Source organism: Yinghuangia aomiensis, from assembly GCF_039542225.1.
GTDB classification, from domain to species: Bacteria; Actinomycetota; Actinomycetes; order Streptomycetales; family Streptomycetaceae; genus Yinghuangia; species Yinghuangia aomiensis.
In genome coordinates, this window is record NZ_BAABHS010000047.1 from 1 (window position 1) to 24336 (window position 24336).

At 70.7% G+C, this 24336-nt stretch carries 26 protein-coding genes, 1 tRNA gene and 1 pseudogene; 14 read left to right on the forward strand and 14 right to left on the reverse strand.

Going from position 1 to position 24336, the window contains the following annotated elements:
* Nucleotides 1-670 (reverse strand): transposase (locus tag ABEA93_RS37415; RefSeq protein ID WP_345680427.1); only part of this gene is annotated, 670 nt, incomplete at its 3' end.
* 55 nt (nt 671-725) lie between these two features.
* Here ABEA93_RS37415 and ABEA93_RS37420 point away from each other — a divergent pair.
* Nucleotides 726-1895, forward strand: coding sequence for a tyrosine-type recombinase/integrase (locus tag ABEA93_RS37420; RefSeq protein WP_345680428.1), 1170 nt, complete (start codon nt 726-728; stop codon nt 1893-1895).
* 78 nt (nt 1896-1973) lie between these two features.
* Here ABEA93_RS37420 and ABEA93_RS37425 read toward each other — a convergent pair whose 3' ends face one another.
* Both ABEA93_RS37425 and ABEA93_RS37430 read right to left on the reverse strand, forming a co-directional pair.
* Nucleotides 1974-3032: a hypothetical protein gene (locus tag ABEA93_RS37425; protein WP_345680429.1), complete on the reverse strand. Its 1059-nt coding sequence runs from the start codon at nt 3030-3032 to the stop codon at nt 1974-1976.
* Between the two features lie 232 nt (nt 3033-3264).
* Nucleotides 3265-3338, reverse strand: a tRNA-Pro gene (locus ABEA93_RS37430).
* A 781-nt stretch (nt 3339-4119) separates the two neighbouring features.
* On the opposite strand from ABEA93_RS37430, the gene ABEA93_RS37435 reads away from it, so the two are divergent.
* Together ABEA93_RS37435 and ABEA93_RS37440 are read left to right on the forward strand one after the other, a co-directional pair.
* Nucleotides 4120-5391, forward strand: a complete 1272-nt coding sequence (locus ABEA93_RS37435; protein WP_345680430.1) for a hypothetical protein — start codon at nt 4120-4122, stop codon at nt 5389-5391.
* The gene (locus tag ABEA93_RS37440; protein WP_345680431.1) at nt 5375-6145 is read left to right on the forward strand and encodes a hypothetical protein; all 771 of its coding nucleotides are present in this window, start codon (nt 5375-5377) and stop codon (nt 6143-6145) included. Before ABEA93_RS37435 ends, ABEA93_RS37440 begins: the two co-directional genes overlap by 17 nt.
* Here the strand turns inward: ABEA93_RS37440 and ABEA93_RS37445 are convergent.
* The 3 genes and pseudogenes from ABEA93_RS37445 to ABEA93_RS37455 form a co-directional block, all read right to left on the reverse strand.
* Nucleotides 6114-6677 carry a hypothetical protein gene (locus ABEA93_RS37445; protein WP_345680432.1) on the reverse strand — a complete coding sequence of 188 codons (564 nt, stop codon included), beginning with the start codon at nt 6675-6677 and terminating at the stop codon, nt 6114-6116. The two genes, ABEA93_RS37440 and ABEA93_RS37445, sit on opposite strands and share 32 nt — an antisense overlap.
* A 314-nt stretch (nt 6678-6991) precedes the next feature.
* Nucleotides 6992-7153, reverse strand: a pseudogene (locus tag ABEA93_RS42235) (hypothetical protein); the annotation flags it as partial.
* 800 nt (nt 7154-7953) lie between these two features.
* Nucleotides 7954-8214 (reverse strand): hypothetical protein, encoded by a 261-nt coding sequence (locus tag ABEA93_RS37455; protein WP_345680434.1) that lies wholly within the window; start codon nt 8212-8214, stop codon nt 7954-7956.
* 194 nt (nt 8215-8408) lie between these two features.
* Here ABEA93_RS37455 and ABEA93_RS37460 point away from each other — a divergent pair, with 194 nt between their 5' ends.
* Nucleotides 8409-9005, forward strand: a complete 597-nt coding sequence (locus tag ABEA93_RS37460; RefSeq protein ID WP_345680435.1) for a DUF7691 family protein — start codon at nt 8409-8411, stop codon at nt 9003-9005.
* 82 nt (nt 9006-9087) lie between these two features.
* On the opposite strand, the gene ABEA93_RS37465 is transcribed toward ABEA93_RS37460, so the two are convergent.
* On the reverse strand, nt 9088-9798 hold the full coding sequence (locus ABEA93_RS37465) for a Sua5/YciO/YrdC/YwlC family protein (RefSeq protein ID WP_345680436.1): 711 nt from the start codon (nt 9796-9798) through the stop codon (nt 9088-9090).
* Between the two features lie 22 nt (nt 9799-9820).
* Here ABEA93_RS37465 and ABEA93_RS37470 point away from each other — a divergent pair, with 22 nt between their 5' ends.
* Together ABEA93_RS37470 and ABEA93_RS37475 are read left to right on the forward strand one after the other, a co-directional pair.
* The gene (locus ABEA93_RS37470; RefSeq protein WP_345680437.1) at nt 9821-10387 is read left to right on the forward strand and encodes a hypothetical protein; all 567 of its coding nucleotides are present in this window, start codon (nt 9821-9823) and stop codon (nt 10385-10387) included.
* A gap of 60 nt (nt 10388-10447) precedes the next feature.
* The gene (locus ABEA93_RS37475) at nt 10448-11059 is read left to right on the forward strand and encodes a hypothetical protein (protein ID WP_345680438.1); all 612 of its coding nucleotides are present in this window, start codon (nt 10448-10450) and stop codon (nt 11057-11059) included.
* Nucleotides 11060-11095: 36 nt separating this feature from the next.
* Here ABEA93_RS37475 and ABEA93_RS37480 read toward each other — a convergent pair whose 3' ends face one another.
* Together ABEA93_RS37480 and ABEA93_RS37485 are read right to left on the reverse strand one after the other, a co-directional pair.
* A complete protein-coding gene (locus tag ABEA93_RS37480) occupies nt 11096-11710 on the reverse strand; it encodes a dihydrofolate reductase family protein (RefSeq protein WP_345680439.1) in 615 nt (204 codons plus the stop codon).
* Between the two features lie 154 nt (nt 11711-11864).
* Complete coding sequence (locus tag ABEA93_RS37485; protein ID WP_345680440.1) at nt 11865-12110, reverse strand: hypothetical protein; 246 nt, start codon at nt 12108-12110, stop codon at nt 11865-11867.
* A gap of 297 nt (nt 12111-12407) precedes the next feature.
* On the opposite strand from ABEA93_RS37485, the gene ABEA93_RS37490 reads away from it, so the two are divergent.
* Nucleotides 12408-12839, forward strand: coding sequence for a peptidase inhibitor family I36 protein (locus tag ABEA93_RS37490; protein ID WP_345680441.1), 432 nt, complete (start codon nt 12408-12410; stop codon nt 12837-12839).
* 108 nt (nt 12840-12947) lie between these two features.
* Here ABEA93_RS37490 and dmpG read toward each other — a convergent pair whose 3' ends face one another.
* The 3 genes from dmpG to ABEA93_RS37505 are packed head-to-tail and all read right to left on the reverse strand — an operon-like array spanning nt 12948 to nt 15840.
* Entirely contained in the window at nt 12948-13952 is a 1005-nt protein-coding gene (gene dmpG, locus ABEA93_RS37495) for a 4-hydroxy-2-oxovalerate aldolase (RefSeq protein ID WP_345680442.1), read from the reverse strand.
* Nucleotides 13949-14962: an acetaldehyde dehydrogenase (acetylating) gene (locus tag ABEA93_RS37500; protein ID WP_345680443.1), complete on the reverse strand. Its 1014-nt coding sequence runs from the start codon at nt 14960-14962 to the stop codon at nt 13949-13951. The genes dmpG and ABEA93_RS37500 overlap by 4 nt, the downstream gene beginning before the upstream one ends.
* Entirely contained in the window at nt 14959-15840 is an 882-nt protein-coding gene (locus ABEA93_RS37505) for a 2-keto-4-pentenoate hydratase (RefSeq protein WP_345680444.1), read from the reverse strand. Before ABEA93_RS37505 ends, ABEA93_RS37500 begins: the two co-directional genes overlap by 4 nt.
* A 70-nt stretch (nt 15841-15910) precedes the next feature.
* On the opposite strand from ABEA93_RS37505, the gene ABEA93_RS37510 reads away from it, so the two are divergent.
* Nucleotides 15911-16672 carry an IclR family transcriptional regulator gene (locus tag ABEA93_RS37510; RefSeq protein ID WP_345680445.1) on the forward strand — a complete coding sequence of 254 codons (762 nt, stop codon included), beginning with the start codon at nt 15911-15913 and terminating at the stop codon, nt 16670-16672.
* Nucleotides 16673-16866: 194 nt separating this feature from the next.
* Here ABEA93_RS37510 and ABEA93_RS37515 read toward each other — a convergent pair whose 3' ends face one another.
* Nucleotides 16867-17553, reverse strand: a complete 687-nt coding sequence (locus ABEA93_RS37515) for a TetR/AcrR family transcriptional regulator (RefSeq protein ID WP_345680446.1) — start codon at nt 17551-17553, stop codon at nt 16867-16869.
* A gap of 185 nt (nt 17554-17738) precedes the next feature.
* On the opposite strand from ABEA93_RS37515, the gene ABEA93_RS37520 reads away from it, so the two are divergent.
* Nucleotides 17739-18734, forward strand: coding sequence for a quinone oxidoreductase family protein (locus tag ABEA93_RS37520; RefSeq protein ID WP_345680447.1), 996 nt, complete (start codon nt 17739-17741; stop codon nt 18732-18734).
* Nucleotides 18731-19609, forward strand: a complete 879-nt coding sequence (locus ABEA93_RS37525; protein WP_345680448.1) for a hypothetical protein — start codon at nt 18731-18733, stop codon at nt 19607-19609. The genes ABEA93_RS37520 and ABEA93_RS37525 overlap by 4 nt, the downstream gene beginning before the upstream one ends.
* 19 nt (nt 19610-19628) lie before the next feature.
* On the opposite strand, the gene ABEA93_RS37530 is transcribed toward ABEA93_RS37525, so the two are convergent.
* Nucleotides 19629-20327, reverse strand: coding sequence for a substrate-binding domain-containing protein (locus ABEA93_RS37530; protein WP_345680449.1), 699 nt, complete (start codon nt 20325-20327; stop codon nt 19629-19631).
* Nucleotides 20328-20423: 96 nt separating this feature from the next.
* On the opposite strand from ABEA93_RS37530, the gene ABEA93_RS37535 reads away from it, so the two are divergent.
* The 4 genes from ABEA93_RS37535 (at nt 20424) to ligK (ending at nt 24334) form a co-directional block, all read left to right on the forward strand.
* Nucleotides 20424-21191, forward strand: coding sequence for an IclR family transcriptional regulator (locus ABEA93_RS37535; protein WP_345680450.1), 768 nt, complete (start codon nt 20424-20426; stop codon nt 21189-21191).
* Nucleotides 21192-21329: 138 nt separating this feature from the next.
* On the forward strand, nt 21330-22541 hold the full coding sequence (locus ABEA93_RS37540) for a 4-hydroxybenzoate 3-monooxygenase (RefSeq protein ID WP_345680451.1): 1212 nt from the start codon (nt 21330-21332) through the stop codon (nt 22539-22541).
* 51 nt (nt 22542-22592) lie between these two features.
* On the forward strand, nt 22593-23618 hold the full coding sequence (locus tag ABEA93_RS37545; protein WP_345680452.1) for an amidohydrolase family protein: 1026 nt from the start codon (nt 22593-22595) through the stop codon (nt 23616-23618).
* A 26-nt stretch (nt 23619-23644) separates the two neighbouring features.
* Complete coding sequence (gene ligK / locus ABEA93_RS37550) at nt 23645-24334, forward strand: 4-carboxy-4-hydroxy-2-oxoadipate aldolase/oxaloacetate decarboxylase (RefSeq protein ID WP_345680453.1); 690 nt, start codon at nt 23645-23647, stop codon at nt 24332-24334.
* Nucleotides 24335-24336: the final 2 nt, after the last annotated feature.

The window sequence follows — 24336 nt, forward strand, 5'->3', positions numbered from 1 at the left end:
AAGTCGCCCGCCAGCTCAACCGCCGTCCCCGCATCGTCCTCGGCGACAGGACCCCAGCCGAGGCCATGCGAGAATGCCTCGCAGGCCCATTCACCAGGTGATTCGCAACCACTGATGGAATCCGCCCCGGGTCGAGGGGCCGGTTCTGCCATTCGGCCATGCCGTCGAGGACCTTGTCGGTGATCGTGGAGATCGCCTGTCGCGACACGTCCGCGCCATAGACCTCCGCGAGGTGGGCCTGGACCTCGCCGGTGGTCAGGCCCTTCGCGGACAGCGAGATCACCATCTCGTCCACCCCGGACAGCCGCCGCTGCCGCTTGCGGACGATCCGCGGCTCGAACGACCCGTCCCTGTCCCGCGGCACCGCGATCTCCACCGGGCCGACATCGGTCAGCACGGTCTTCGCCCGGGTGCCGTTCCGCGAGTTCCCGGTGTCCCTGCCGGCCGCGTCGTGCTTCTCATAGCCGAGGTGATCGGTGATCTCACCCTCGAGCGCGGACTCCAGGATCCGCTTGGTCAGCTGTTGCAACAGCCCGCCCTCACCCACCAGGTCCAGGCCCTGGGCGCGGGCCCGGCCCACCAGCTCGTCGATCAACCGGCCGTCGACCGCGGCCCCGGAGGGCACCTCAACCGGACTGTCCTGCACAGTCTCTGACATCACGTCAGTCATCTCTCGGTGTCACTTTCAAGATCAAGTTCCACCGTTAGTTTTACAGTCCCCGCGCGTGCGCTGGGTCGAGGGGAATCCGACGCGTCGCCTGTCGCGGTCGGAGTCGTTCGTGACGCTGGGGGAGGCGGAGGCGTGGATCGCGCGGATGGAGAAGTCCGCGGCCCGTGGTGTCACGCCTGAGACGGCCACGATGAGCCTGGCCGAGTACGGGGACAGCGTCTGGGATTTGGCCATGCGCGGCCTGGAGGCCAAGACGCTGGTGCCGTACAGCGCGGGCTGGCGGCTGCGGGTCGTTCCCGCGCTCGGGCATCTGACGCCGCAGACGATTACCGCCGGTGCGGCGGATCGGGTGGTGCTGGCGTGGATCGCCGAGGAGGTTGGCCGCTCGACCGTGAAGAACAGTTTGGCAGCGCTGGTGCGGGTGATGCAGCAGGCGGTCCGGGACGGCCTGATCGATACCAATCCGGCGCGGGTCGTCGGGTGGCAGCAGTTGTACCGGCAAGCCGAGGACGAGGCCGACGATCCTCGTTCGCTGGCGCTGCAGGACTGGTCGGCACTGCAGGACCTCGCCGCTGCCCTCGTCGACCGGTCGCACGGCAAGTTCGAGGGCTGGGGCGACGTCGTGGAGTTCGCCGGCGGGACCGCCGCACGCATCGGCGAAGTCTCCGGCGTGCGGCTCAAGGACATCAACCTGGACTCGTGGATCTGGGACGTCTGCCGCCAGACCACGCCGTCGCCTGGTGGTCTCGCGGACAAGGGCACCAAGGGCAAGCGGCGTAGGAAGGTGCCGATCATCCCGCAGATCCGCCCGCTGGTGCTGCGGCGTGTCGCCGAGACCGACGGCAGCCCGATGGCGCGCTTGTTCACGGGTCCGCGCGGCGGGCGCATCACCACGGCCATCCTGCGCGATGCGACGCATTGGGACGAGGTCGTGGTGTCGCTGGGCTATGACTACCTGCGCCGCCACGACTTGCGGCATACGGGCCTGACCTGGATGGCCGATGCGGGCATCCCGGTGCACATTCTGCGGGTCATCGCCGGGCACGGTTCGATCGAAACGACCCAGCGGTACCTGCACTCGAGTCCGCGGACCATCCAGAACGCCGGCGTCACGCTCGCCGACTACCTCGCCGGGAACGTGAGCTTCTGGCAGGACCCCGAACCTGAACCGCCGGCAAAGACGGCGGAACCGCCGTCGCGAGGGCACCTCCGCCTCGTCCAGTAGTCCCACCCCAAAGCCGTTCAGGGCCCGGTGACGCTCCTCGTGGTGTTGCCGGGCCCTCGCGCGTCCCAGCGCCCCTGATCAGTCGCCGTGGTCGAGGACGTACGGGTGCACGGGGGCGTCCACTTGGAACGGCTGGAACCAGGCCATGACGTCCTCGGCTGCGTTGTCGAGGCCGGCGTCGTAGAGCCGTTCGTGGTCGTAGTCGTCGAACACTGTGTCTTTGAATGCGGCGAGTGGTGCTTCGGTCGCGTCGTCGTACAGGTCGTACATCTCCAGCACTGCAACGGCTTCGGACAGCAGGAGCCGCAAGGCGAGTTCCTCTGCCGTGCTGCCCGGCCCGCTCGGCGACGGTGAGGTCAGGCGCTGCGCCATGGCTGCGGTGGCGAGGATGAACCGGCGCACGAAAGCGGGCTGGTACTGCGCCGCGAATGCCGGGGGAAGCAGTCCCAAGGCCAGCAGTTCAGCATCGGAGTCGGCGACGCTGCGGTCGTCCTGCGCCAGCTCGACCAGGTCGGCGAACAGCTCGTCCGTGAGGACGCTGATGGCGTAGACGACGGCTCCGGCGGCGAGTTCGGCGGCCTCCCGCGCGTCGGCGTCGTCGGGCCGGATGTACCCGAACGCGTCGAGGCCGTGGGTCAGCCTGCCCGCGAGCGCCCGCAACGCCGTCGCCTGCGCGGCGGCTTCAGCGTCCTCGTCCACGTCGTCGGCGTCGTCCACGACGGTGTGGCCGCGCAGCCGTCGGGCGCGCTCTTGTAGGTCCGAGGGTGGGGCGTCCGGACCGTCGGCGGCGGCCAGGCTTTGGCGTGTCAGCTCGTCGTGGAGTCGGACTTCACACGAGGCTACGGACCAGCCGGTGAACTCCTCGGCGGCATCCAGGACCTCTTCGATGGCCGTTCGAGTCGCGCTCTCGGCAAGCTCAAGGGTGGGCGCGTCCAAGAGCAGCAGCAGGACCGCGCCGTCTGGATGGACGCCGACCTTGCTGGACGCTACCTCCATCACGGAGCCGTCCGCAGCTTCGACCGCGTCCAGGAGCTCCAGCAATCGACCGAAGATGTGCGCCGCGCCTGCGCGTTGCAGGGGATCCAGAGGGGCAGTGCCCGGCGGCGGCACGCAGTCCACATGGACGAAGTACGCCATGACACCCGCCTCCCGAAGCCGACACCGAACCGCCGGAAATAACTCTGCGTAACCGCCATCAAGTTGACTGAGCGGTAGCTATGTCCCGAGATGGTCCCGGAGGTCCGGCAATACGGATATTCCGGGCGCTCGATTTCCGGCTGAAAAGTCGATACCCGCAACCTTCCGTCGACAAGCGAAAGGCCCGTTGACCTGGGATTTCTCCCAAGCCGACGGGCCTTTCGGCATACCGTCGGGACGACAGGATTTGAACCTGCGACCCCTTGACCCCCAGTCAAGTGCGCTACCAAGCTGCGCCACGTCCCGGTGCCCGGCTGGCCGAGCACGTGAACCATACCGCACCCGGGGGGTGGGTTCGCCACTTGGTTGTCCGATATTGGGTGATTGAAGTGATTGGGGTGAATTATGGGATCGGTGGGGCGGGGGTGACAGGAGATGGGGAGGGCGCAGCGGGGGATTGAGCCTTCTGGTGGCTCGTGCCGTGGTGAGGTGATCCGTGATCCTCGGCTTGAGTGCGCCCGGGACGGAGTCGTGGCTATGGCGATGGCGGCGGGGGCGGCGGGGGCGGTGGGTGGCGTCGATGTGGAGACGGTGGCACTGCCGAGCCGGGTGTCCGTTGTCGGGCCGTGCCGCCGCTGGTTTCACGAGCGGCGAACGGTCGGTCCGTGCGCTCGAACGTGCGGAGCGGGTGATTGCTGGGGGCCGCGAGCCGGCCGAAGCCATTGCGTTGGGTGGGTGTGCTCCTGACGTCGCCGCGGCGACGTGCCGGGCGATGTTCGGCGCCTTCACCGCGCTCGAACTCGACGAGCACCACCGCATGTGCGGCAGCGCCCGTCAGCCCGGCTTGAGTCGCTTGCCGCTCGCAGAAGGCGGCCGATGCTCCTGTTTCGAGAACGGTTACCGCATGGCGGTGTCGTGGTGCCGGCCGCATGCCCCGAAGACCCCGGCACCGGCGGGCCGTCGACGTTCGACGTTCGACGATCGCCCGCGGGATGCCGCGCGTCTTCGGCCGCCCCGTCGGCGAGCCCACGTGAGAGCATCCACGTGCCGAATCCGCCGAGAGCCGCGCAGGGCAAGGGGGCGTTCCATGGACACGGCAGGGCCCGCGGAAGCGCGTATCGAGGATGCGGGCAACATCCTGGTAGCGCCCTTGGCGTTGCACGGTGAGGAGGTGGTCAAGGACTTCTTCGGGTCCACGGTCACGCCGGAGGAGCTGGCCTCCGGTTCGCTGCAGCTCGCGCAGAAGACCGTCTATCTGTGCGGCGACGTGTCCGGGGTCAGCGACCGCAACCTGGCTACGGCAGCACGGGTGTTCGTGGTCCGGGAGCTGGCGCACGGGTACCGCGAGGGCGGAGGCGGATCCTGGACTTTCGTCGGCGTCGGCCGTGTTCCTGTGAGGGTCCACGGTGTCGGCGTGTATTACCGCCGCTTCTTCGACCTCGACGCCGACTACTTCGGGCGGATCCTCGCGGAACACGCGTTCCAATCCCTGACCGAATCGACCAAGCCGGGGACGGCTCGCCGCAGCGGAATCTATCTGACGCCCGTCACGCGGGACGGTGACGGACTGCATTTCCGCCTGCTCCGGTGCTCCACGAATCTCTCGGGGCCGACCGAGGGTTTTCGTGCGACCGACAGGCACATCGTCACGGCGCTGAACAGCGAGGCAGCCGCGGTCTTTCGGGGTCACGCACCGCTAAATCACGTCCTCGCGCAGATCTATCACAACACCCCTGTCGCGACCGAAGGCATGCAGAGCCTGCAGGGCATGCAGACCAAGCAAGCCAAGGCCAAAATCTCGGCCCATGCGGACAAGACCAAGGACATGCCGGGCAACGGCATCATGGCCTTCTGCACGTTCTACGACCGGCTCGATCTGCTCGACCGGCTGCACCCGTCGGCGGGAGATGCCTTCGACTACGGGGTGAAGGGTGCCAGCGGGCTCACCCGGCTCCGCTTTCGTCTCAAGGGCAAGGGGGCGGCTGACGAAGACGGTGCTTGCGCCTTGCCCCGGCAGTTCTCGTTGACGCTCTATCCCGGGTCGGTGTTCTTCATGCCGCTGTCCACCAACCGCCTGTATACGCACGAGATCCGGCCGCCTGCGCCGGCCGCCGAGTTGCTGCCGACCCGTCTGGGCTACGTGGTGCGCTGTTCGGGCACCGAAGCCGTGCACCGGGACGGCCGGACGTTCCTCAAGCGGGCCGGAGGCCTGGTGGAGCTGGAGCCGCCTACGCCGACCGGCTTGGACGCGCTGCGCGGGCGGTATGCCGAGGAGAACAAAACCACGTCCTTCATCGATTACGGCGACGAATTTCCGTTCAGCATGAATGCGGGAGACTACCTTGCCCCCCGGCCGTAGCATCTCGGACGAGATCATCTCGTGTGCTTTGGCGACCGAGGAGAACCCCTTCACGGAGCTGTCCGCCTCGGTGCGCTGGGAAGACCTGGGGAAAGGGCGGCGGGGCGCGGTGCTCACCAGGGTCGAGGAAGACGGTGGTGTGCCTCTCGTGCGGACGACCACGCGCTACGGCGGCCCGGCCCAGCGGTTCCGGGCGGTGCACGAACGGCTGGCGCACCGGGTTCGGAAGTGCGCGGGGTTGCCGGTCGGCTTCAACAACGCCCTCATCGAGACGTACACGAACGCCTACCGGACCATGGGCAGCCATTCCGACCAAGCCCTGGATCTGGCCGACGAGTCGTTCATCGCGGTCTTCTCGTGCTACCGGCATCCCGAGGCGGGACCGTCGCGGAAGCTGGTATTCGAAGCCAAGGGGGCCGCTGCCGAGAAGTTCGAGATCCCTCTCGCGCAGAACGGCATTGTCGTGTTCTCGGTCGCGTCCAATCGGCGGCTCAGGCACAAGATCGTCGGGGATGCGCCGGTGTTGGCCGCAGACAATCCTTGGCTCGGCGTGACCTTTCGAACATCGAAGACCTGTATGCGCTATCGCGACGGACATGCGTACCTTCCGCGGGGTGCGCGCCTCGTGGTGGCCGACGACGAGCAGAGCCGCGAGTTCTACCGGCTGCGGCGCCGCGAGAACCAGGAGACGGACTTCGGCTACCCCGCGCTGACGTACACCGTCAGCGAAAGCGATCTGCTGCCGCCGGTCTGACCTCGCCACGTGGGGGACTCGAGCCCACGACGCCATGTGTCATCAGCCCAGGATGTCCCGGATTCGGGTCGAACTGCCGTCCTCCCGAAGGGATTGCGTGGCCGCCGCCGACGGCGATGCCGCAGGCTTCGCGGTCTCGGGGCCTCGGAAGCACGGCGAGGAGACGCCCACCCGCAGCTTGATCTGCGTGTTCACGTCCGCGCCCATCAGGAACCCGTCCGGCACACTCCGGGCGGACAGCATGGGTTCCGGAGCGCGCGGGGATCCCCATGTCCAGGTGCCCGTCGAGATGTGGCCCGCAGCCACCCACGCATCGTGGACCTTGTGGGCGTGAGGCCTTGCCGAAGCTGGTGTAGCTCAGGGTCAGGTCGTAGCCGACGGAGATGTAGCCGTGGCGTTCCTTGTTGAGATCGGCATCTTCCACGCATCCGGCGGAGTAGGGCCGCAGCGCGGAATCGTCGGCGATGCCGAGGGCCTTGAGCGCGATGGTCATCAGGTCGTACGCGCGCGACCGTGCCTCGGGCTCCTTCATCGTCGTGGTCCTTCCCGCGGCGTCCGCGCATGAGGTCAGCGCCAGTACGGCCAAGAGAACCGCCGCGCCGGGCTTCCGGTAACGTCGCACGGCTACGACGTCGTTCCGGCCGTGATGCGGCCCATGGCCCGCAGCGAACTGCTCCCGGGATCCCAGTACTGACTGTGCGCCGGAATGGTCAGCGGGTCGCTCGGCATGTCGCCTCGGTCGGTCGGCAGGGTGTTGGCGCTATTGGCGGGCGGCCCTTCGTGTGCGGCAGCCGGCCCGGCCGCGAACTGGGCCAGTTTGGGGGCCCCGTGGTCGGCATAGATGGTCCGTGAGGATTCGGTCAGCGGATTCTGCGGGGCGTCGTAGCCGAGCCACATGACCGATGCTGTGGACCAGGTTTCGTCCGCGACGGTCGCGGAGCCCTGGACGCGTTCCGCGCGGGTGACGAGGCCGTCGGAGCCGGCGAGCGTCGACCCGGTGCCGGGCACGTGGACCGCGACGTTCTCGGCCGTGTCGGGGTTGCATCACCCGGTTCGCCCGGTCCCGGACGTCCGCGGGGATCCCGTCGGTTTGACCCAGCTCGGCCGGCTTGAGGGCCAGGTAGGTCTCCTGCTGCTCGGGCGTCAGGCCCCGCCACCATGCGGCGGCGGCCTTCGGGTCGTGCGGGATGGCGTTGGCGTCGACACCGGCCATGGATGCCACGGCGGCCGTGTCCTGCTGGACGCCCTGCCAGCTTGACAAGTTCGTGTCGGTGCCCGATACGACGTCCAACTGCGGGATTACCAGGGCCAGTTTGGCGTCCTCGTCGTTGACGGTCCGCATGATCGCCGCGATGCCGCCGTGCAAGTCGGCTGCACCGCCTCGCATCGCGTTGTTGGTGCGGGTGGCGTAGTCAATGTCCTGGGTCTTTGCGCCGACACCGAAGGTCACCTCCTGGTAGGTGACTTCAGCGGTGGCCGCGACGAAATAGCGTCCGGCCGCATCGTCGAGCAGTTTGCGGAGCTTCGCCTGCTGGGCGGCGAAGACGCCGTGCGCCGCCTCGACGGCCGTGAAGATCAGGCGGCATTCCTGGGCCGCGTGGCGCAGGTCGCCGTCGAGCCGGTCGAGGTTGCGGTACGCCGCGTCCGCGGCGGGCCCCGTCCAGTGCGAGCCGCGGAGGTTCCAGCCGACGTTGTTCGCCGCGTTGCTTTCGGCCTTGTCGAGGGCCTCGGCGAGTTGCCGCCAGCGCAGGGCGGCCGTACCGAGGGCTCCGAGATCGGCGTCCCGGAGCTGATAGACGTCGACCATGTCAGATCCGCGCGGGGCTGCCGTCCGGGGCGTTGTTCGTCAGGTCGGTCCCGGCCTGTTCGTATCCGGTGCAGATGTACTCGATCTGGGCGCCCCACGCCATCGCGATCGCGGTGAACGCCCGGATGCCTGCGAAGCCGGGCATTCGGTCCCCTGCGGTGAGGGTTGCCGGGCCCATCGCGTCGCCGACCGGGCGAAGGTCGTGGCCGACCATGGTCGCGTGGGTCGACGCCGCCTTGAGGTTCACGGTGTCGACTTTCATGTCTGGAGTCGTCGTTCCCCCGAATCCATGGCTTTTCGCGGCACGGGCTGCGTGCCAGTGCGGCAGCCTGGGCAGACGGTGGCGGGTGGACAAGTGGTTGGGCGGGGAGTTGGGGGGAGTGGGGAAGAGCGGTTACGGCAACGGGGAACGAGGCGGGGGAGGGGCTGTCGCTCGGCGTGGATAGGTTGGGGCGTATGAGCCTTGCGTTGTCGCTGTATCTCGTCGATCCCGAACTTCCGCGCGCTGTCATCGGATCCGGTGATGTCAGAGTCCGCCGTGCCATCGGTGGGCGGTTCAAGGGGGAGATGGCGCAGGACGACGAGTACTTCGCCGATGAGATCGAGCATGGTGCGCCGACGCGGTATGAGGCGCTGACCGCGGTGGTGGAAGGCGGGCCGTTCGATGCCAAGCACGGTTTCCAGTACGGGTATGCGTATCAGATGATTTGTGCCTTCCATGGGCGCCGTTTGTGGAGCAACAGCTTCTCCCCGTTCAAGTACGCGTGGTTGGGCTATGTGGATGAGGCTCTGAAGGGCCTGGGGATCACTGCCGTCACTGTGTCGGAGCTGGGCTACGGGCTGCCGTCGCCGCTGCCGCACACCGATCTTCCCGGGCACGGCGTCTGGACGCCGGAGGCGTGCGCCGCTGCGCTCACGCAGTACGAGGCCGTGACGGAGGAGCAGTTCGCCGCCTTGGACGTCGAGGTGCGGGAGGCGGTCCAGGACATCGGCGAGTGGCTTCAGGAGACTCGTACGCACGCGGGTCGCGGAATCGTGGGCTTCCTGGCGTAACGCCGACGCGTGCGGGTTGCCGCCGGGGCGTACGGCCGGGCGGCCACGTCTCGCGATTGCCGGTGGCGGTTGCCACCCGCGCTCATTCCTCCGTCGCTACCGGGCCCGGGCCCTCGGTGGGGGAATACTGCGTGCGGAGACGTCGCAGATACTCGGCCGGGCTCGTGAAGGCCCGGTCCTGGGCGCCCTGCCGATGGACCTCCATACGCCCGTCCGGGTGCAGCCGCACCGTCGTCGTGGCCTGCCGGCCGCGCGGGTCGTGGCGGCCGTCGGGGTCCTCGGCGGCGTCCAAGCTGACGACGGGGACGGTGTCGGGGAACATGGCCAGGGCCTCGGCCGTGGTGGCGGCGGGTGGGTGGCCGGTGCGGTTGGCGCTGCTGACGTAGAGCACGGGGTGGTCGTCGAGCAGGGGCCGGAGCGGTTGCCACCGGGCGCCGAAGAGGAGCATCCATCCGTCCTTGGCGGCCGGGAGGGCCCAGGCGGGCAAGTCGGGTCCGCCGACGGGGACCAGGACGGTGAGGTGCTCCTCGGCCAGCAGCCGCCGTGCCGTCGTGCCCTGCTCGTCGTCCAGCTGCCAGATGTCCGTCAAGGCGCGCAGGGTGCCGGGGTGGTGGGCCCAGAGGGCGACCGGCTGGTCGGCGGGGCGGGCCTTGGCCTCGTTGACGGTTGCGGGGTGCCGAGCGGTGACGAGGCGGGTCAGCGGGGCCGGGTTGGGGAGGACGACGGCCGCTCCGCCGTGCAGCGCTTGGCGGGCCTCGTGCAGGGTGGCCGGTGCCCGGCCGGGCCGTGTCATCTCCCCACCCTAAACTCACCGGATGCCTGTGACTGTTGAGGATCTGGTGGGATACGTCGAGCGCGACCTGGACGGGGACCTGGCGCGCTGGTTCGCCGAGGCGCCCCGGGTGGAGATACCGGAGGAGACACGGCCGGTGGGCGCGTTCCTGGCGAAGCTGCCCGCGGAAGCGGCCGCGGCTCTGGAGGCTTTCGACCGGCGGGTGCGGTCGGGCGAAATGGCGCGGTTCCTCGAACTGGAGGAGTGGACCTACGGGTTCGACTTCGCGGCCAACGGATGCGAGGTCCTCGGCACCGACTACGCGACACCGATTCCGGACGAGGACCTCTGGGCGATCGGCGGGGACGGCGGCGGCAACCTGTTCGTCGTGCTCACCACCGGACGCGTCGCCGTGTGGTTCCACGAGGAGCAGGTGATCGAGGCCCACACGGACTACGACAGCATCGACACGTTCGTGTGGTCGCTCGTGCGCTATCAGGCGGTACGGGACGGCGCGCTGGACCTGCCGTCCGTCGAGGCCGAGTTCCGGGAGCTGGGGCAGCCGGGCGCGCTGGCGCCGGAGGTCGGGCTGCTCGCCTACATGACGTGACTGCTCGGTGTGACTACCCGTAGGCTCGCCGGGCCTTGACGACGTGTGTGCGGGAGTGTTGTGAGCAATCAGCCGAAGTGGGCCTGGTGGGTGGTCGGGATTGTGATCCCGCTGATCGGGATCGTGGTGTCGATCCAGCTGGCCACGAAGTCGGACTCGGGCGGTTCCGCGGACGGCTCTTCGGGCGGTTCCGCGGACGGGAAGGGCTCCGCTCAGTCGGCGAACACGGCCGCCCCGCAAGCCGCCGGCAATCCCGGGTCCGGAAGCAACCCCACGGCACCGGCCGCCGGTCAGCCCGCCAAGGTGCTGGCCGGGCCGACGAAGGTCACGCTCAGCTCCGGGAGCAACTACGTCGACCTGGACGGCTCGTCGCCGGTCCCGCGGCCGGCGGGCAAGGGGGCCGACGCGACGGTCGGGTTCAACGTCCCGCCGCCGTCGCTCGACGTGCCTGGGTCGGGCAACGTGCTGGCGCTCGCGGGGAACCAGGACGCCGAACCCACCCGGGACGAATGCAGCCGGGCCATCGGCAAGAACGGCACGTACACGAGCGGGGAGATGACGGTCGGCACGCGCTACTGCCTGCAGACCGACGAAGGCCACATCGCCTATCTGCGGGTCGCGACGGTGCCGACCTACACCTCCGTCACGTTCGACGTCACGGTGTGGGAGTAGAAAGACCCCGAACGACCCCGATGAACCCCGAACTCCTCACACCACGTCGTACACCAGATGCGTGGCCGTCGACGTCGCCATGACGCTGCGCCGCACCAGCTCGCGCCGCGGGCCCTCGCGGAACAGCGGCGTCCCGGAGCCCAGCACCACCGGAGCCAGGTGGACCGACAGCCGGTCCACCAGCCCTGCCGCCAGCGCCGAGCCGACGGTGGCGCCGCCGCCCATGACCACCACGTCGAGGTCCATGCCGCGGGCCGCGGACGCCGCCTCGGCGCGTTCGCGTGCCGCGGCGACCGCGTCGGCGATGCCGGTGGTGACGAACGTCCAGTCCAGGTCGGTGAGTCGTACCGACGGCGGTGCGGCGCTGGTGACGACGACGAAGGCCGGTTTGCCGACTTCGCCCGCGCCGTAGCCGGTCTCGTCGTCCCAGCCGCGCGGGCCGTCGACGATGTCGAAGAGGCGGCGCCCGAGGACCACGGCGCCCGAACGGGCCGTCGCGTCACGGAGGATGCGGCGGTCGTCGGGGTCCTCGGAGAACGCCCAGGTGTGCAGGGCTTCGCCGCCCGCGCCGAGGCCGCGGTCCGGGCCGGGGTCGGGGCCGGTGACGAAGCCGTCGAGGGAAACCGAGATGTCGGCGATGATGCGTGTCATGTGAGGACAGACCGTATCCGTGGGCCGGACTCATCGGTTGCAGCGACACGCGCACCGGAAGCGGATCAATCGGATTTCCCCGCGTTGCCACCAGAATCGCGCAGGAAATGTGGCCGCCCGCACGCCCGGCCGTGGTCGAGCCGCAGACTTGTCGTCATCCTGTCGGGTTGGTCGGGTCATGCCGGAATTCCATGAAGGTTCCGGAAATCCGGATACGGCCCATGATGATTCCGGGTGTCGCCCGGAATGCCGCGAACCTCGACCAGGGCCCTGGCATCCTCCGCGAGTGCTGCCAGTCGTGCGCGCCGAACTGCACGGCCTGCGCGGACAGCCTCAGCACGGTCGCCAACGGCCCCGCCGTGCTGTGGATCCCTTCGTTCACCGCGGCGGGCGACTCCACCGGGACGATGCTGCTCACGCTCATCCGACCCGCTTCCGACCCGCGGCCCCGATCGGTTCCGCACCTCCCGGGCCGACGGCGTGCCCGGGGGCGCGGCGAAGCGCGGGAAGCGGGGAAAACGCGGGAAAGTCCGGGAAAGCCCGGGAAAACGCGGCGAACGGCACGAGAACGCGCGACAAAGCACCGCAGCGCGGCGGATTCGCCGGATCGACCGCGGGAATTGGACAGGATTTCCGGCGTGCTCCGCACCTGTGTTTACGCTGGCCTCTCCCAATTCCGGGGGAGAGGAACAAAAACGTGAAGAAAGCCTTCCGTATCGGGTCCGTGCTGACCGCGCTCACCGCGACCGGTCTGCTGATCGGCGGCACGACCGAGGCGAGTGCGGCACCGGTGGACGACACCGAGGCGCAGGCCACCTGCTACGTCAAGGTGTACCAGCTCACGGATTTCGGCGGAAAGTCGGCGTGCATCACCGGCGATATTGCGAATCTCGCCTCGTACGACTGGCCGGCCGGCGGGGGTCTCGACAACAGCATCAGCTCGATGAAGCTCGACAAGATCTGCACGGTCGACCTGTACCAGTACGCGAATTACACCGGTGCGCACTCGCACTGGACGCACAGCAAGCCGCTGCCGGGTTATTGGACCAACGACACCACACTGGCCAACAACAACGTCGGTGACAACCGCACCAGCTCGATCAAGATCAACTGCTTCGCCGAGGTGTGACGGCGGGCTGTCGGGGCGCGGGATGTATCGGCATCCCGCGCCCCGGCGCGCGTCACACGCTCGAACTGCGCCCCCGCGCGTCACACCCCGGACCGGGTCCCGGCGGCCTCACGACGCCAGCGTCAGCGCGATGTCCACGATCATGTCCTCCTGCCCGCCCACCAGGCCACGGCGGCCGCACTCCATGAGCAGGTCCCGGACGTCGACGCCGTAGCGCGCCGAAGCCGCCTCCGCGTGCCGGAGGAACGACGAGTAGACCCCGGCGTAGCCGAGCGTCAGCGTCTCCCTGTCCACCCGGACCGGGCGGTCCTGCAGCGGCCGGACCAGGTCGTCGGCGGCGTCCTGCAGCGCGAACAGGTCGCAGCGGTGCTCGAAGTCCGACAGGTCGGCGACCGCGACGAAGGCCTCCAGCGGGCAGTTCCCCGCCCCCGCGCCGTGTCCGGCCAGGGACGCGTCGACGCGGAAGCAGCCGTTCTCCACCGCAACCACCGAGTTCGCCACCGACAGCGACAGGTTCTCGTGTGCGTGGATGCCGATCTCGGTCTCCGGCCGCAGCACGTCGCGGTAGGCGCGCACCCGGGCGGCGACGTCGTTCATGGTGAGCCGGCCGCCCGAGTCGGTGACGTACACGCAGTGCGCGCCGTACGACTCCATCAGCCGTGCCTGCTCGGCGAGTTCGGCGGGCGGCGCCATGTGCGACAGCATCAGGAAGCCCGACACGTCCATGCCGAGTTCGCGCGCCGCCGCGATGTGCTGGGCCGAGATGTCCGCCTCGGTGCAGTGCGTGGCCACCCGGACCGAGCGGACGCCGAGGTCGTACGCCTGCCGCAGCTCGCGGATCGTGCCGACCCCGGGCAGCAGCAGCGTGGTCAGCCGGGCGCGCTCCAGGACCGAGGCGGCCGCCTCGATCCACGCCCAGTCGGTGTGCGAGCCGGGACCGTAGTTGAGGGAGCTGCCGGCGAGGCCGTCGCCGTGTGCGACCTCGATGGCGTCCACGCCGGCCCGGTCGAGGGCGGCGACGATGCGCCGGACGTCGTCGGTCGAGATGCGGTGCCGGACGGCGTGCATGCCGTCCCGCAAGGTGACGTCCTGGACGAAGATCGGGGTGCTCACGAGGTCGCCTCCGCGGGCTGCCGGACGGTGCTGCCGGACGCGCCCGCGGCCGCGATCCGGTCCCCGACGCGCAGCGCCGCCGAGGTCATGATGTCGAGATTGCCGGCGTACGCGGGCAAGTAGTGTGCGGCGCCCTCGACTTCGAGGAACACCGAGACCTGGTGGGTCGGCCGCGCGCTGCCCGGCTCGACCAGCGTGTCCAGCGGCTGGTCCGCGGGCACCGCGGCCACTTGGACTTCCTGCTTGAGCCGGTACCCGGGCACGTACTCGGCGACCGAGGCGACCATCGACGCCACGGCGCCCCGGATCGCTTCCTCGATGTCCGACGCGGCGTCGGACGCGGTGCCGGACGCGGCGTCGCCGCCCGGCGCGTGCACGAGCGCGAACACCGTGTCCCGCATGATCAGCGGCGGTTCCGCCGGGTTGAGCACGATGATCGCCTTGCCGCGCCGCGCCCCGCCGACCTCGACGATGGCCGCCGACGTCGTCTCGGTGAACTCGTCGATGTTCGCGCGCGTGCCCGGTCCGGCGGACTTCGACGCGATGGACGCCACGATCTCGGCGTACGCGACCGGCGCCACGCTCCCGATCGCCGCGACCACCGGAATCGTCGCCTGGCCCCCGCAAGTGACCATGTTGACGTTGTCCGCGTCGAGGTGCGCGTCCAGGTTGACCGCCGGGACGACGTACGGCCCCAGCGCGGCCGGCGTCAGGTCGACGAGCCGCTTGCCGTACGGCCGCAGCCGCTCCGCGTTGTGCTGGTGCGCCTTCGCCGACGTCGCGTCGAAGACGATCTCGATCTCGTCGAACCCGGGCAGCGCGATCAGCCCGTCGACGCCCTCGTGGGTGGTCGGGACGCCGAACCGGCGTGCGCGGGCCAGGCCCTCCGACTCCGGGTCGATGCCCACCATCGCGCCCATCTCCAGGTGCTCGCTGGTGCGCAGCACCTTGATCATCAGGTCGGTGCCGATGTTGCCGGACCCGATGACGGCGACCTTGGTCTTGCTCATGCGTCCTCCTCGACAGACCCAGCCGAACCGACCGCCCCGACCGAACCGACCGCCCCGACGGACGCCGGCGCGCCCGACGGCCCGAAGGCCACCGACACCGTCCCCAGCCCGCCGATGTCCGCCGTGACCGCGTCCCCGGCGCCCACCGGCCGCATCGGCCCCAGCGCGCCGGACAGGATCACCTGTCCGGCCCGCAGCGGCTCGCCCAGTTCGCGCGCTTGCCGGGCGAGCCAGGCGACCGCCTCGACCGGGTCGCCCAGGCAGGCGGCGCCGCTTCCGGTGGAGACGACCTCGTCCCCGATGCGCATCTGCATCGCCGCGTCGCGCGGGGTGAACGCGTCGAGGCCCCGGTGGACGGTGCCGAGCACGTAGGCGCCCGCCGACGCGTTGTCGGCCACCGTGTCGGCGAAGCTGATGTCCCAGTCCGCGATCCGGCTGCCGCAGATCTCCAGGGCCGCCACCGCGTAGTCGACCGCCGCGTGCACCTGGGCGTAGTCGAGGGGGCCGCCGGCGAGGTCGGCGCCGAGGACGAAGGCCACCTCGGCCTCGACGCGCGGCTGGAGCACGGCGTCGTAGGGCACGACGTCGCCGTCGGCGTACGCCATGTCCGCGAACAGCACGCCGAAGTCGGGACGGTTCACCTTGAGTTGCCGCTGCACTGCTTCCGAGGTCAGCCCGATCTTGCGGCCCACGACGCGGGCGCCGCCGGCGAGCCGGTCGTCGACGGTCCGCCGCTGGACGGCGTAGGCGGCCTCGAGGTCGTCGGGCGCGATCAGGTCGCGCACCGGGGCGCACGGGCGGCCGGTCGCGGCGGCCTCGAGCAGGCGTTCGGCGGCGTTCCGCACCGCGTCGGCACCGTGGGGGAGAGCACTGGTCATGGTCAGCATCGTCGGCGGCGCCGGGAAACCGCGGCAAGCACCTCGTCTCGCTGAGCGATACGCTGGACGGATGTCCGCAAGCCCCGACCACGCCACCGTGCTGAGCAAGGCCACCGCGATCCTGGACGCGTTCACCGTCGACGACCGCACCGTCCCCCTCGCCGAGTTGGTGCGCCGCACGGGCCTGCACAAGGCCACGGTGCACCGGCTCGCGAACGAGCTGGTCGGCTTGCGGCTGCTGGACCGGGAGCCGGACGGCTACCGGCTGGGCGGCGGCCTGTTCGAACTGGGCATGCGCGCCTCGGCCGAGCGCGGGCTGCTGGAGCTCGCGATGCCGTTCCTCCAGGACCTGTACGAGCGCACGCACGAGATCGTCCATCTCGGCGTCCGCGAAGGCACGGACGTCGTGTACGTGGCCAAGATCGGCGGCCACCGCCAAGCCCGCACCCCGTCCCGGGTCGGCGGCCGCATGCCCATGCACTGCACGGGCATCGGCAAGGTGCTGCTCGCCCACGCGGGCGACGACCTGCGCCGCGAGGTCCTTTCCGGGCCGCTGGTCCGCCGCACCCCGCACACCGTGGTCGCCCCCGGGGCGCTGCGCCGCCAGTTGGACGCGGCGCTGGAGACCGGCGTGGCCTTCGAGTACGAGGAGTCCACGGTCGGCCTGGTCTGCGTCGCCGCGCCCGTCCTCGGCCCGGGCGGCGAACCCGTGGCGGCGATCAGCGTCGCCGGCCCGTCGCCGCGCTTCCGCCCCGACACGCACGTGGCCGCGCTGCGCGCCGCGGCGACCGCGCTGGGCGGCGTGCTGGCGCGACGCGACGCACGGAGCTGACCCGCGGCCGACCGGACAGCACAGAACGCCCGCCGCGCACGGCACAACGCGTCCTGTCCGCGCCCACCCACCCACGTCCACCCGCGCCCGCAGGTGAGTGGGGCCGTCGGTGGCGCGCGCGGGCCGGCGGGAGTCCGGCGATGCCCGCCGTCAGGCCGGCTGCCTAGGCGGTCCCCAGTCGGCGAAACGACCCGCTATGCCGCCCCCTGCCACGTCGCCGCGATCACGAACTCGGCGATGCCGGAAACGAATTCGTCGTCGAGGGTGCGGTCGGTGACGACCGAGCGGTGGACCATCGGGCCCGCGATCATCTCGATGACGAAGTCGGGGTCGCAGTCCGCGGACACGTCGCCGCGGCGGCGGGCGCGGAGCGCCGGTTCGCGGAGTTGGCCGGCGATGCGGCGCCAGGTGGTGTGGAGTTCGTCGCGGAGGTCGTGGTCGTCGACGTTGGCGAAGACGATGGTGCGGAGCAAGGCCCGCGTGTACTCCTGACGTTGGAGTGCCGCGAAGGCGGTGCAGAAGGCGCGGACGTCGTCCGGCCACGAGCCGGTGTCGGGCAGGTCGAGGTGGGTGCGCTGCCAGTCGGCGGTCGCCTCGCGGACCAGCGCGGTCCGGGTGGGCCAGTGCCGGTAGAGCGTGGCCTTGTGGACGTCGGCGCGTTCGGCGATGCGTTCCATCCGGAACCCCGCATACCCGTGCGCCACCAGTTCGTCGCGGACTGCCCCGAGGACGGCGTCGCGGACCCCGGCGGCCGGACCCGGCGGCCTCCCGCGTCCGCGCGCGGGGCGCTTCACCGGGACGTCGGCGGGCGCGTCGGCCGGGGCGCCACTCGGACCGCCGGTCGGAACACCGCCCGCGACGTCCGCCGCATGTGCCGTCATCTCGATCCCCTCCCTCGCGTGCCCGTCACCCGTCGTGCGCCGCCTGCCGGTCGGAACCGTATCCCTTGCCGCCTCATCCATTATCTGCGACTATCCGTCGCAATTAATAGGGGGTGGCGTTCCGGGCCGGGGCAACGCCTCGGTAGGACGCCGCCGCGAGGACGGCAGAGGACGGTAGGAGACCCGTGACACGAGCAGTCCTGGCAGGCGCGGCCGGCGATGCGTCGGTGCTCGAGACCGCCGAGATACCCACGCCGGAGCCCGGGGCGGGCGAGGTCCTGGTGCGGACCGCCTACGCCGGGGTCAACTTCGCCGACGTGTTCATGCGCAGCGGTGCCGCGCACACGCCGTTTCCCCTCGTGCCCGGAGTGGAGGGCTCGGGCGTGGTCGCGGCCGTCGGGGACGGCGTGGACACGGTGGCGCCCGGCGACCGGGTGGCCTGGGCGCCGGTGAAGCAGGCGTCGAGCGTGGGCTCGTATGCCGAGTACACGGTGATCGGGGCCGCGCAGGCGATCCCCGTGCCCGACGACGTGTCGTTGGAGACCGCCGCCGCGGCGCTGCTTCAGGGGCTGACCGCGCACTACCTCGTGCACGACCAATTCCCCGTGGGTCCGGGCGTGTCGGTTCTCGTGCACGCGGCGGCCGGCGGGACCGGACGGACGGCGGCGCGCTGGCTCAAGCGGCTGGGCGCGACCGTGTACGGCACGGTCGGCGGGCCCGCGAAGGCCGCCTCGGCCCGCGCGGCCGGGGTCGACCACGTCGTCGACTACACGAACACCGACTTCGCCGCCGAGATCCTGCGGCTGACCGACGGCCGCGGCGTCGACTACATCATCGACGGGGTCGGCGCGGGAACCTTCCGCGGCAACCTCAAGGCCGTCGCCGACCGCGGGCGGATCTGCGTCTTCGGGCAGGCGTCCGGCGCGCCCGAGGCGTTCTCGCCGCTGGAGCTGGTGCCGCGGTCGATCACCGTGTCCGGCGGCTACATGACGAACTTCCTCCGCGACCGTGCCGAGGTCCTCAAGAAGGCCGAAGACGTGTGGCGCGGGGTACGGGAAGGGTGGCTGGCGCCGCACGTGCACGCCGTCCTCCCCTTGGCGGAAGCGGCGGAAGCGCACCGGCTGCTGGAGAGCCGCGGCACCACCGGAAAGCTCGTCCTGGCCGTCGGCGGCGCGGAATGAGCATCGAACTCACCACCAACTGCCTGCAGATCGAGTCCGCCGTCCGCGATGTCCCCGCCGCGTGCGCGGAGTTCGAGAGCCTGCTGGGGGCCGGGCCGATCGAGCAGGAGCTGGTGCGCCGCATCACCGGCGTCGTCCTGGACATCGACCACCGCGGGTGCGGCGACGCGATGTTCCAGTTCTGCAGCCCGCTGCGCGAGGACATCTTCACCGCCGAGGAGCTGCGCCGCGCCGGGCCGTGCGTCAGCAACCTGACCTTCTTCGTGGCCGACGCGCCGGGCACCCGCCGGATCCTGGAAGACGCCGGCGCCACAACGCGCATGGCCTGGCGGACCGTCGGCGGCTCGTGGACGAAGCACCTCGGCGAGGGCAACGCCAAGCCGGACGGCGAACTCGCCGAAGGCTTCTCCATGGGCACCCGGCACCTGTTCGGCTTCGACTTCGAGTTCTCCGAAACGCCGTGGATCGACGCGGCGAAGCAGCAGTACATGTACCCGGCCTTCACCTACCCGCGCCCCCGCATCGACGCCAAGGTCGGCCGGCTCCGGCGGCTGCGCGTCCTGGTCGACGACCTCGACCACTACCTCGGCAACCTGGTCCGCCTGATCGCCGCCGCGGACCGCACCGACCCCTACGGCCACCGGGCCGACGCGGCCTCCCGGTCCGCCCGCATCGCCCTGCGCGGCCTCGAACTGGACTACGTCCAGCCGCTCGCGGACGGCCCCCTCGCCGAACGCCTGAACGAAACCGGCGCCGGGATCACCACGGCGGTGTTCGCGGCCGACGACCCCGCCACCTGGCCGGCCACCGCCTTCACCCGGCGCGACGTCCTCGGCTTCGACGTGGAACTCGAAGGCCCGTCCGGGCCGGCCTGACCGGTCGGGGGCGAGGACCTCAGACGGCCCGCATCCCCCGCGCCTCGGCGACCTCGGCCCCGGCCGCGGAACCGAGCAGGCCGAGCACCTCCCGGGCCCGGGCCGGATCCTCCGACACCGTCATCACGGCCCCACCGAACGTGGCCGCGATGGCGGTGTCGCCCGGCAGCGGGCCGACGACGAACACGCCTGGCAGATCCATCAGTTCGCTGTGCTGCTGGAACGCCAGGCCGGCCTCGCCGGACGCCAGCAGCGTGCCCACCGGCACCCCCGGCGGGGCCTGCACGAGCCGGCCGCCGAGCACGTCGGCGAGCCCGAGGCGCGCGATCAGCTCGATCAGCGCCGTCCCGCTCGGGCCGGTCGAGTAGCCGATCCGCGCTGCGCCGAGGAGCGCGGCGCGCAGGTCGGATTCGGTGGCCAGCGGCGGGACGGGTGCGCCGGTCGGCACGGCGACGACCACCTGGGACACCCACAGCGGCCGCACCGTTTCGGCGACGACATGCCCTTCGCTCGCCAGCTTGGCCAACGCGCCTTCCGCCAGCACGGCCACGTCGCCCGGCGCGCCCTCGCGGATCCGCTGGGCGATCGCGACACCGCCGCCCGCCTCGAACTCCACGGGGATCCCGTGCGCTTCGCCGATGTGCGCGGCCAGCTCGGCCAGGATCTGCCGCGTCGCCATCGAGGACAGCCCACGGATCTGTCGGTTCTGCCGGTCCACGTTGTCGCCTCCTTGCGTCGGCGCGCATCGTACGGCCTGCGGCGGCTTCCGCGATCAACCGGTCGGTGCGATCATCCGGTCTGGGACACTGACCGGGTGAGCACAACGCGGAGCACGGCGGCGGGCAAGGTCCTCAAGGTCCTGTCGACCTTCGACCGCGAACACCAGACGCAGACGCTGTCCGAGATCGCCCAGCGCACCGACCTGCCGATGAGCACCGCACACCGCGTGGTCATGGAACTCGCCGGGTGGGGCGCGATCGAACGCGGCGACGACGGGTCGTGGCACGTAGGGCTCCGGCTGTGGGAGATCGCGTCGGGCTGCCCGCAGACGCAGATCCTGCGCGATGTGGCGCTGCCGTTCATGCAGGACCTCTACGAGGGCACGCACGAGAACATCCAGCTCGCCGTCCGCGAGGGCACCGAGCTGGTGTTCGTCGAACGCATCGCCGGGCACCGCTCGGTCGAGCTGCTGACGATGGTCGGCTCCCGGTTCCCCATCGGCTCCACCGGCATGGGCCGGGTGCTCCTCGCGCACGCCCCCCGGCACATCCAGGACGCGGTCCTCGACGCCCCGCTGCGCTCGTGGACCCCGCACACCGTCACCGACCCGAAGACGCTGCGCGGCCAACTGGTCCGGATCCGCCGCGAGCAGGTCTTCGTCAGCGACCGGCAGCTGTCGGAGAGCACCGTCGCGGTGGCCGCCGCGGTGCGGATCGGCCGCACCGGACCGGTGACCGCGGCGCTGGGCATCGTCATCGCGGCGGGCAATGCGAGCCGGGCGCGCGGGCTGCGCGAACCGGCGCTGCGGGCGGCCTTCGCCATCTCCGACGAGCTGGGCCGACGCGCCAAGACCACCGGCTGACAGCGTTTCCGCCTCACGGAATCCCGGCCGATCCCAGTCGTGCGTTTCCGCCTGGCGGAAACGCGGCTGACCGCGGAGGGTGAAGGCTGCCAGCGTTCCGGGTAACCGCGCAGTTCAGCAGTCACCCGGGAGAACCCCATGGCCGATGCCGCCGTCGATTCCGTCACGCCGGTCCCCGTCGCGATAGTCGGGGCCGGTCCGGCCGGCCTGATGCTCGCGCACCTCCTCGGCCGCGCGGGAATCGAGACGATCGCCCTCGACACGCGCACCCGGCACGAGATCGAGACCACCCAGCGGGCCGGCATCCTCGAAGCCGACATCGCCCGCGACCTGGTCGAGACCGGCGTCTCCGACCGGATCCTGGCCGACGGCTACGAGCACGAGGGCATCGAACTGCGCTTCGGCGGCCAGGCGCACCGCATCGACTTCCAGGACCTGGTCGGCGAGTCCGTGTGGCTCTACCCGCAGACCGACGTCTTCGTCGACCTCGCGAATGCCCGGCAGCGCGACGGCGGCACGGTCCTCTTCGGCATCAAGGACACCGAAGTCCTGGACATCACCACCGGCAACCCGCGGGTCCGCTACACCGCGCCGGACGGCACCCGGCACGAGATCCGGGCCCGGTACGTGGTCGGCGCCGACGGCTCGCGCAGCATGTGCCGCGGCCTGGTCCCCGAGGACCGCCGGGTGCGCTACGGCAAGGAATACCCCTTCGCCTGGTTCGGGATCCTGACCGAGGCGCCGATGAGCGCGCCCGAGCTGATCTACGCCCACTCCGCGCACGGCTTCGCGCTCATCAGCCAGCGCACCGAGACCGTGCAGCGGATGTACTTCCAGTGCGACCCGGAAGAGAACGTCGACGCGTGGCCCGACGACCGCATCTGGGAGACCCTCCAGGCCCGGGTGGCCGGCCCGGACGGCTTCCGCCTCAAGGAAGGCCCGGTCTTCGAGAAGTCCGTGCTGAAGTTCCGCTCGTTCGTGCAGGAGCCGATGCGCTGGGGCTCGATGGTGCTGGCCGGCGACGCCGCACACACCGTCCCGCCGACCGGCGCCCGCGGCCTCAACCTGGCGCTGCACGACGTCAAGGTGCTCGCCGAGGTCCTCGTGCGGGCCTTCGGCAGCGAAGGCGAGAACGCGCTGGACGACTACCAGCCGCAGGCCCTGCAGCGGGTGTGGCGGGCGCAGAACTTCTCGTACTGGATGACCCAGATGCTGCACACCGCCCCCGGCGGCTCCGACTACGACCTGCGCCGCCAGCTCGGCGAGCTGGACAACGTGGTCGGCACCCGGGCGGGCCGGACCTACCTGGCCGAGCAGTACACCGGCTGGCCCACCCGTCCCACCGCCTGACCCGCCCGAACGCCTGACCCGCCCGACGCGCGACCCCCGAGGAGAGCACGCATGATCATCGACTGCCACGGGCACTTCACCACCGCCCCGCCGCAGCTCGCGGAATGGCGGGACCGGCAGGTGGCGGCGGTCGGCGACCCGCGCAACACCCCCGACCCCGACGACCTGGTCATCAGTGACGACGACCTGCGCCGCGCCATCGAGGGCAATCAGCTGCGGCTCATGGACGAGCGCGGCAGCGACCTGACGGTCTTCTCGCCCCGCGCCAGCTTCATGGCCCACCACATCGGCGACTTCGCGGTCTCCTCGGTCTGGGCGCGGATCTGCAACGACCTGGTCCATCGGGTCAGCACGCTGTACCCGGACCGGTTCGCGACCGGCGCGATGCTGCCGCAGTCGCCCGGTGTCGACCCGGCCACCTGCCTGCCGGAACTGCGCCGTGCGGTCGAGGAACTCGGCGCGGTCACGGTCAACCTCAACCCGGACCCGTCCGGCGGCAAGTGGACCGCCCCGCCGCTGACCGACCGCAGCTGGTACCCGATCTACGAGGCCATGGCCGAGTACGACATCCCGGCCATGATCCACGTCAGCACCTCGTGCAACCCGGCCTTCCACACCACCGGCGCGCACTACCTCAACGCCGACACCACGGCGTTCATGCAGCTCGTCCAGGGCGACCTGTTCAAGGACTTCCCGACGCTGAAGTTCGTGATCCCGCACGGCGGCGGCGCGGTGCCCTACCACTGGGGCCGCTTCCGCGGGCTGGCGATGGCGCTCGGCAAGCCGGACCCGGAGACGCTGCTGGACAACGTCTTCTTCGACACCTGCGTCTACCACCAGCCCGGCATCGACCTGCTCACCCAGGTCGTCCCGAGCAGCTCGGTGCTGTTCGCCAGCGAGATGATCGGCGCCGTCCGGGACATCGACCCGCGCACCGGGCACTACTTCGACGACACCAAGCGGTACGTCGAAGCCACCCCGAACCTCACCGACGCCGAACGCGAAGCCGTGTACTCCGGCAACGCCCTGCGCGTCTACCCCCGCCTCGCCGCCCGCCTCGCCGCGGCCGGCCGCTGAACCGCCGATCCCAGGAGACAGGAACCATGGAGCACACCGAGATCGGCGTCGTCCACACGGCGATCACCCGGGCCGACCCGGAAGCCGTCGCGGCGCTGTCGCAGTTCGGCGTGGCGACGATCCACGAAGCCATGGGCCGCGTCGGCCTCATGCGCCCGTACATGCGCGGCGTCTACCCGAAGGCCCGCCTGTGCGGGACCGCGGTGACCGTGCTGCTGCAGCCCGGCGACAACTGGATGCTGCACGTCGCCGCCGAGCAGATCAAGGAAGGCGACGTCGTCGTCGCGGCCTGCACGACGGAGAGCGAGGACGGCTTCTTCGGCGAGCTGCTCGCCACGTCGTTCCGCGCCCGCGGCGCCACGGGCCTGGTCATCGACGGCGGCGTCCGCGACGTCGCCGACCTGGAGGACATGGACTTCCCGGTGTTCTCCCGCGCGATCAACGCCAAGGGCACCGTCAAGGCCACCCTCGGCTCGGTCAACGTGCCCGTCGTCTGCGCCAACGCCCTCGTGCGCCCCGGCGACGTGGTGGTCGCCGACATCGACGGCGTCGTCGTGGTGCCGCGCGAGCGCGCCGCCGAGGTCGCCGCCGCGTCCGCGAAGCGCGAGGCCAACGAGGAAGGCAAGCGGCAGCAGTTCCGCACGGGCGAGCTGGGCTTGGACATGTACGGCATGCGCGGCCCGCTGGCCGAGCTGGGCCTGCGGTACGAGGACTGACC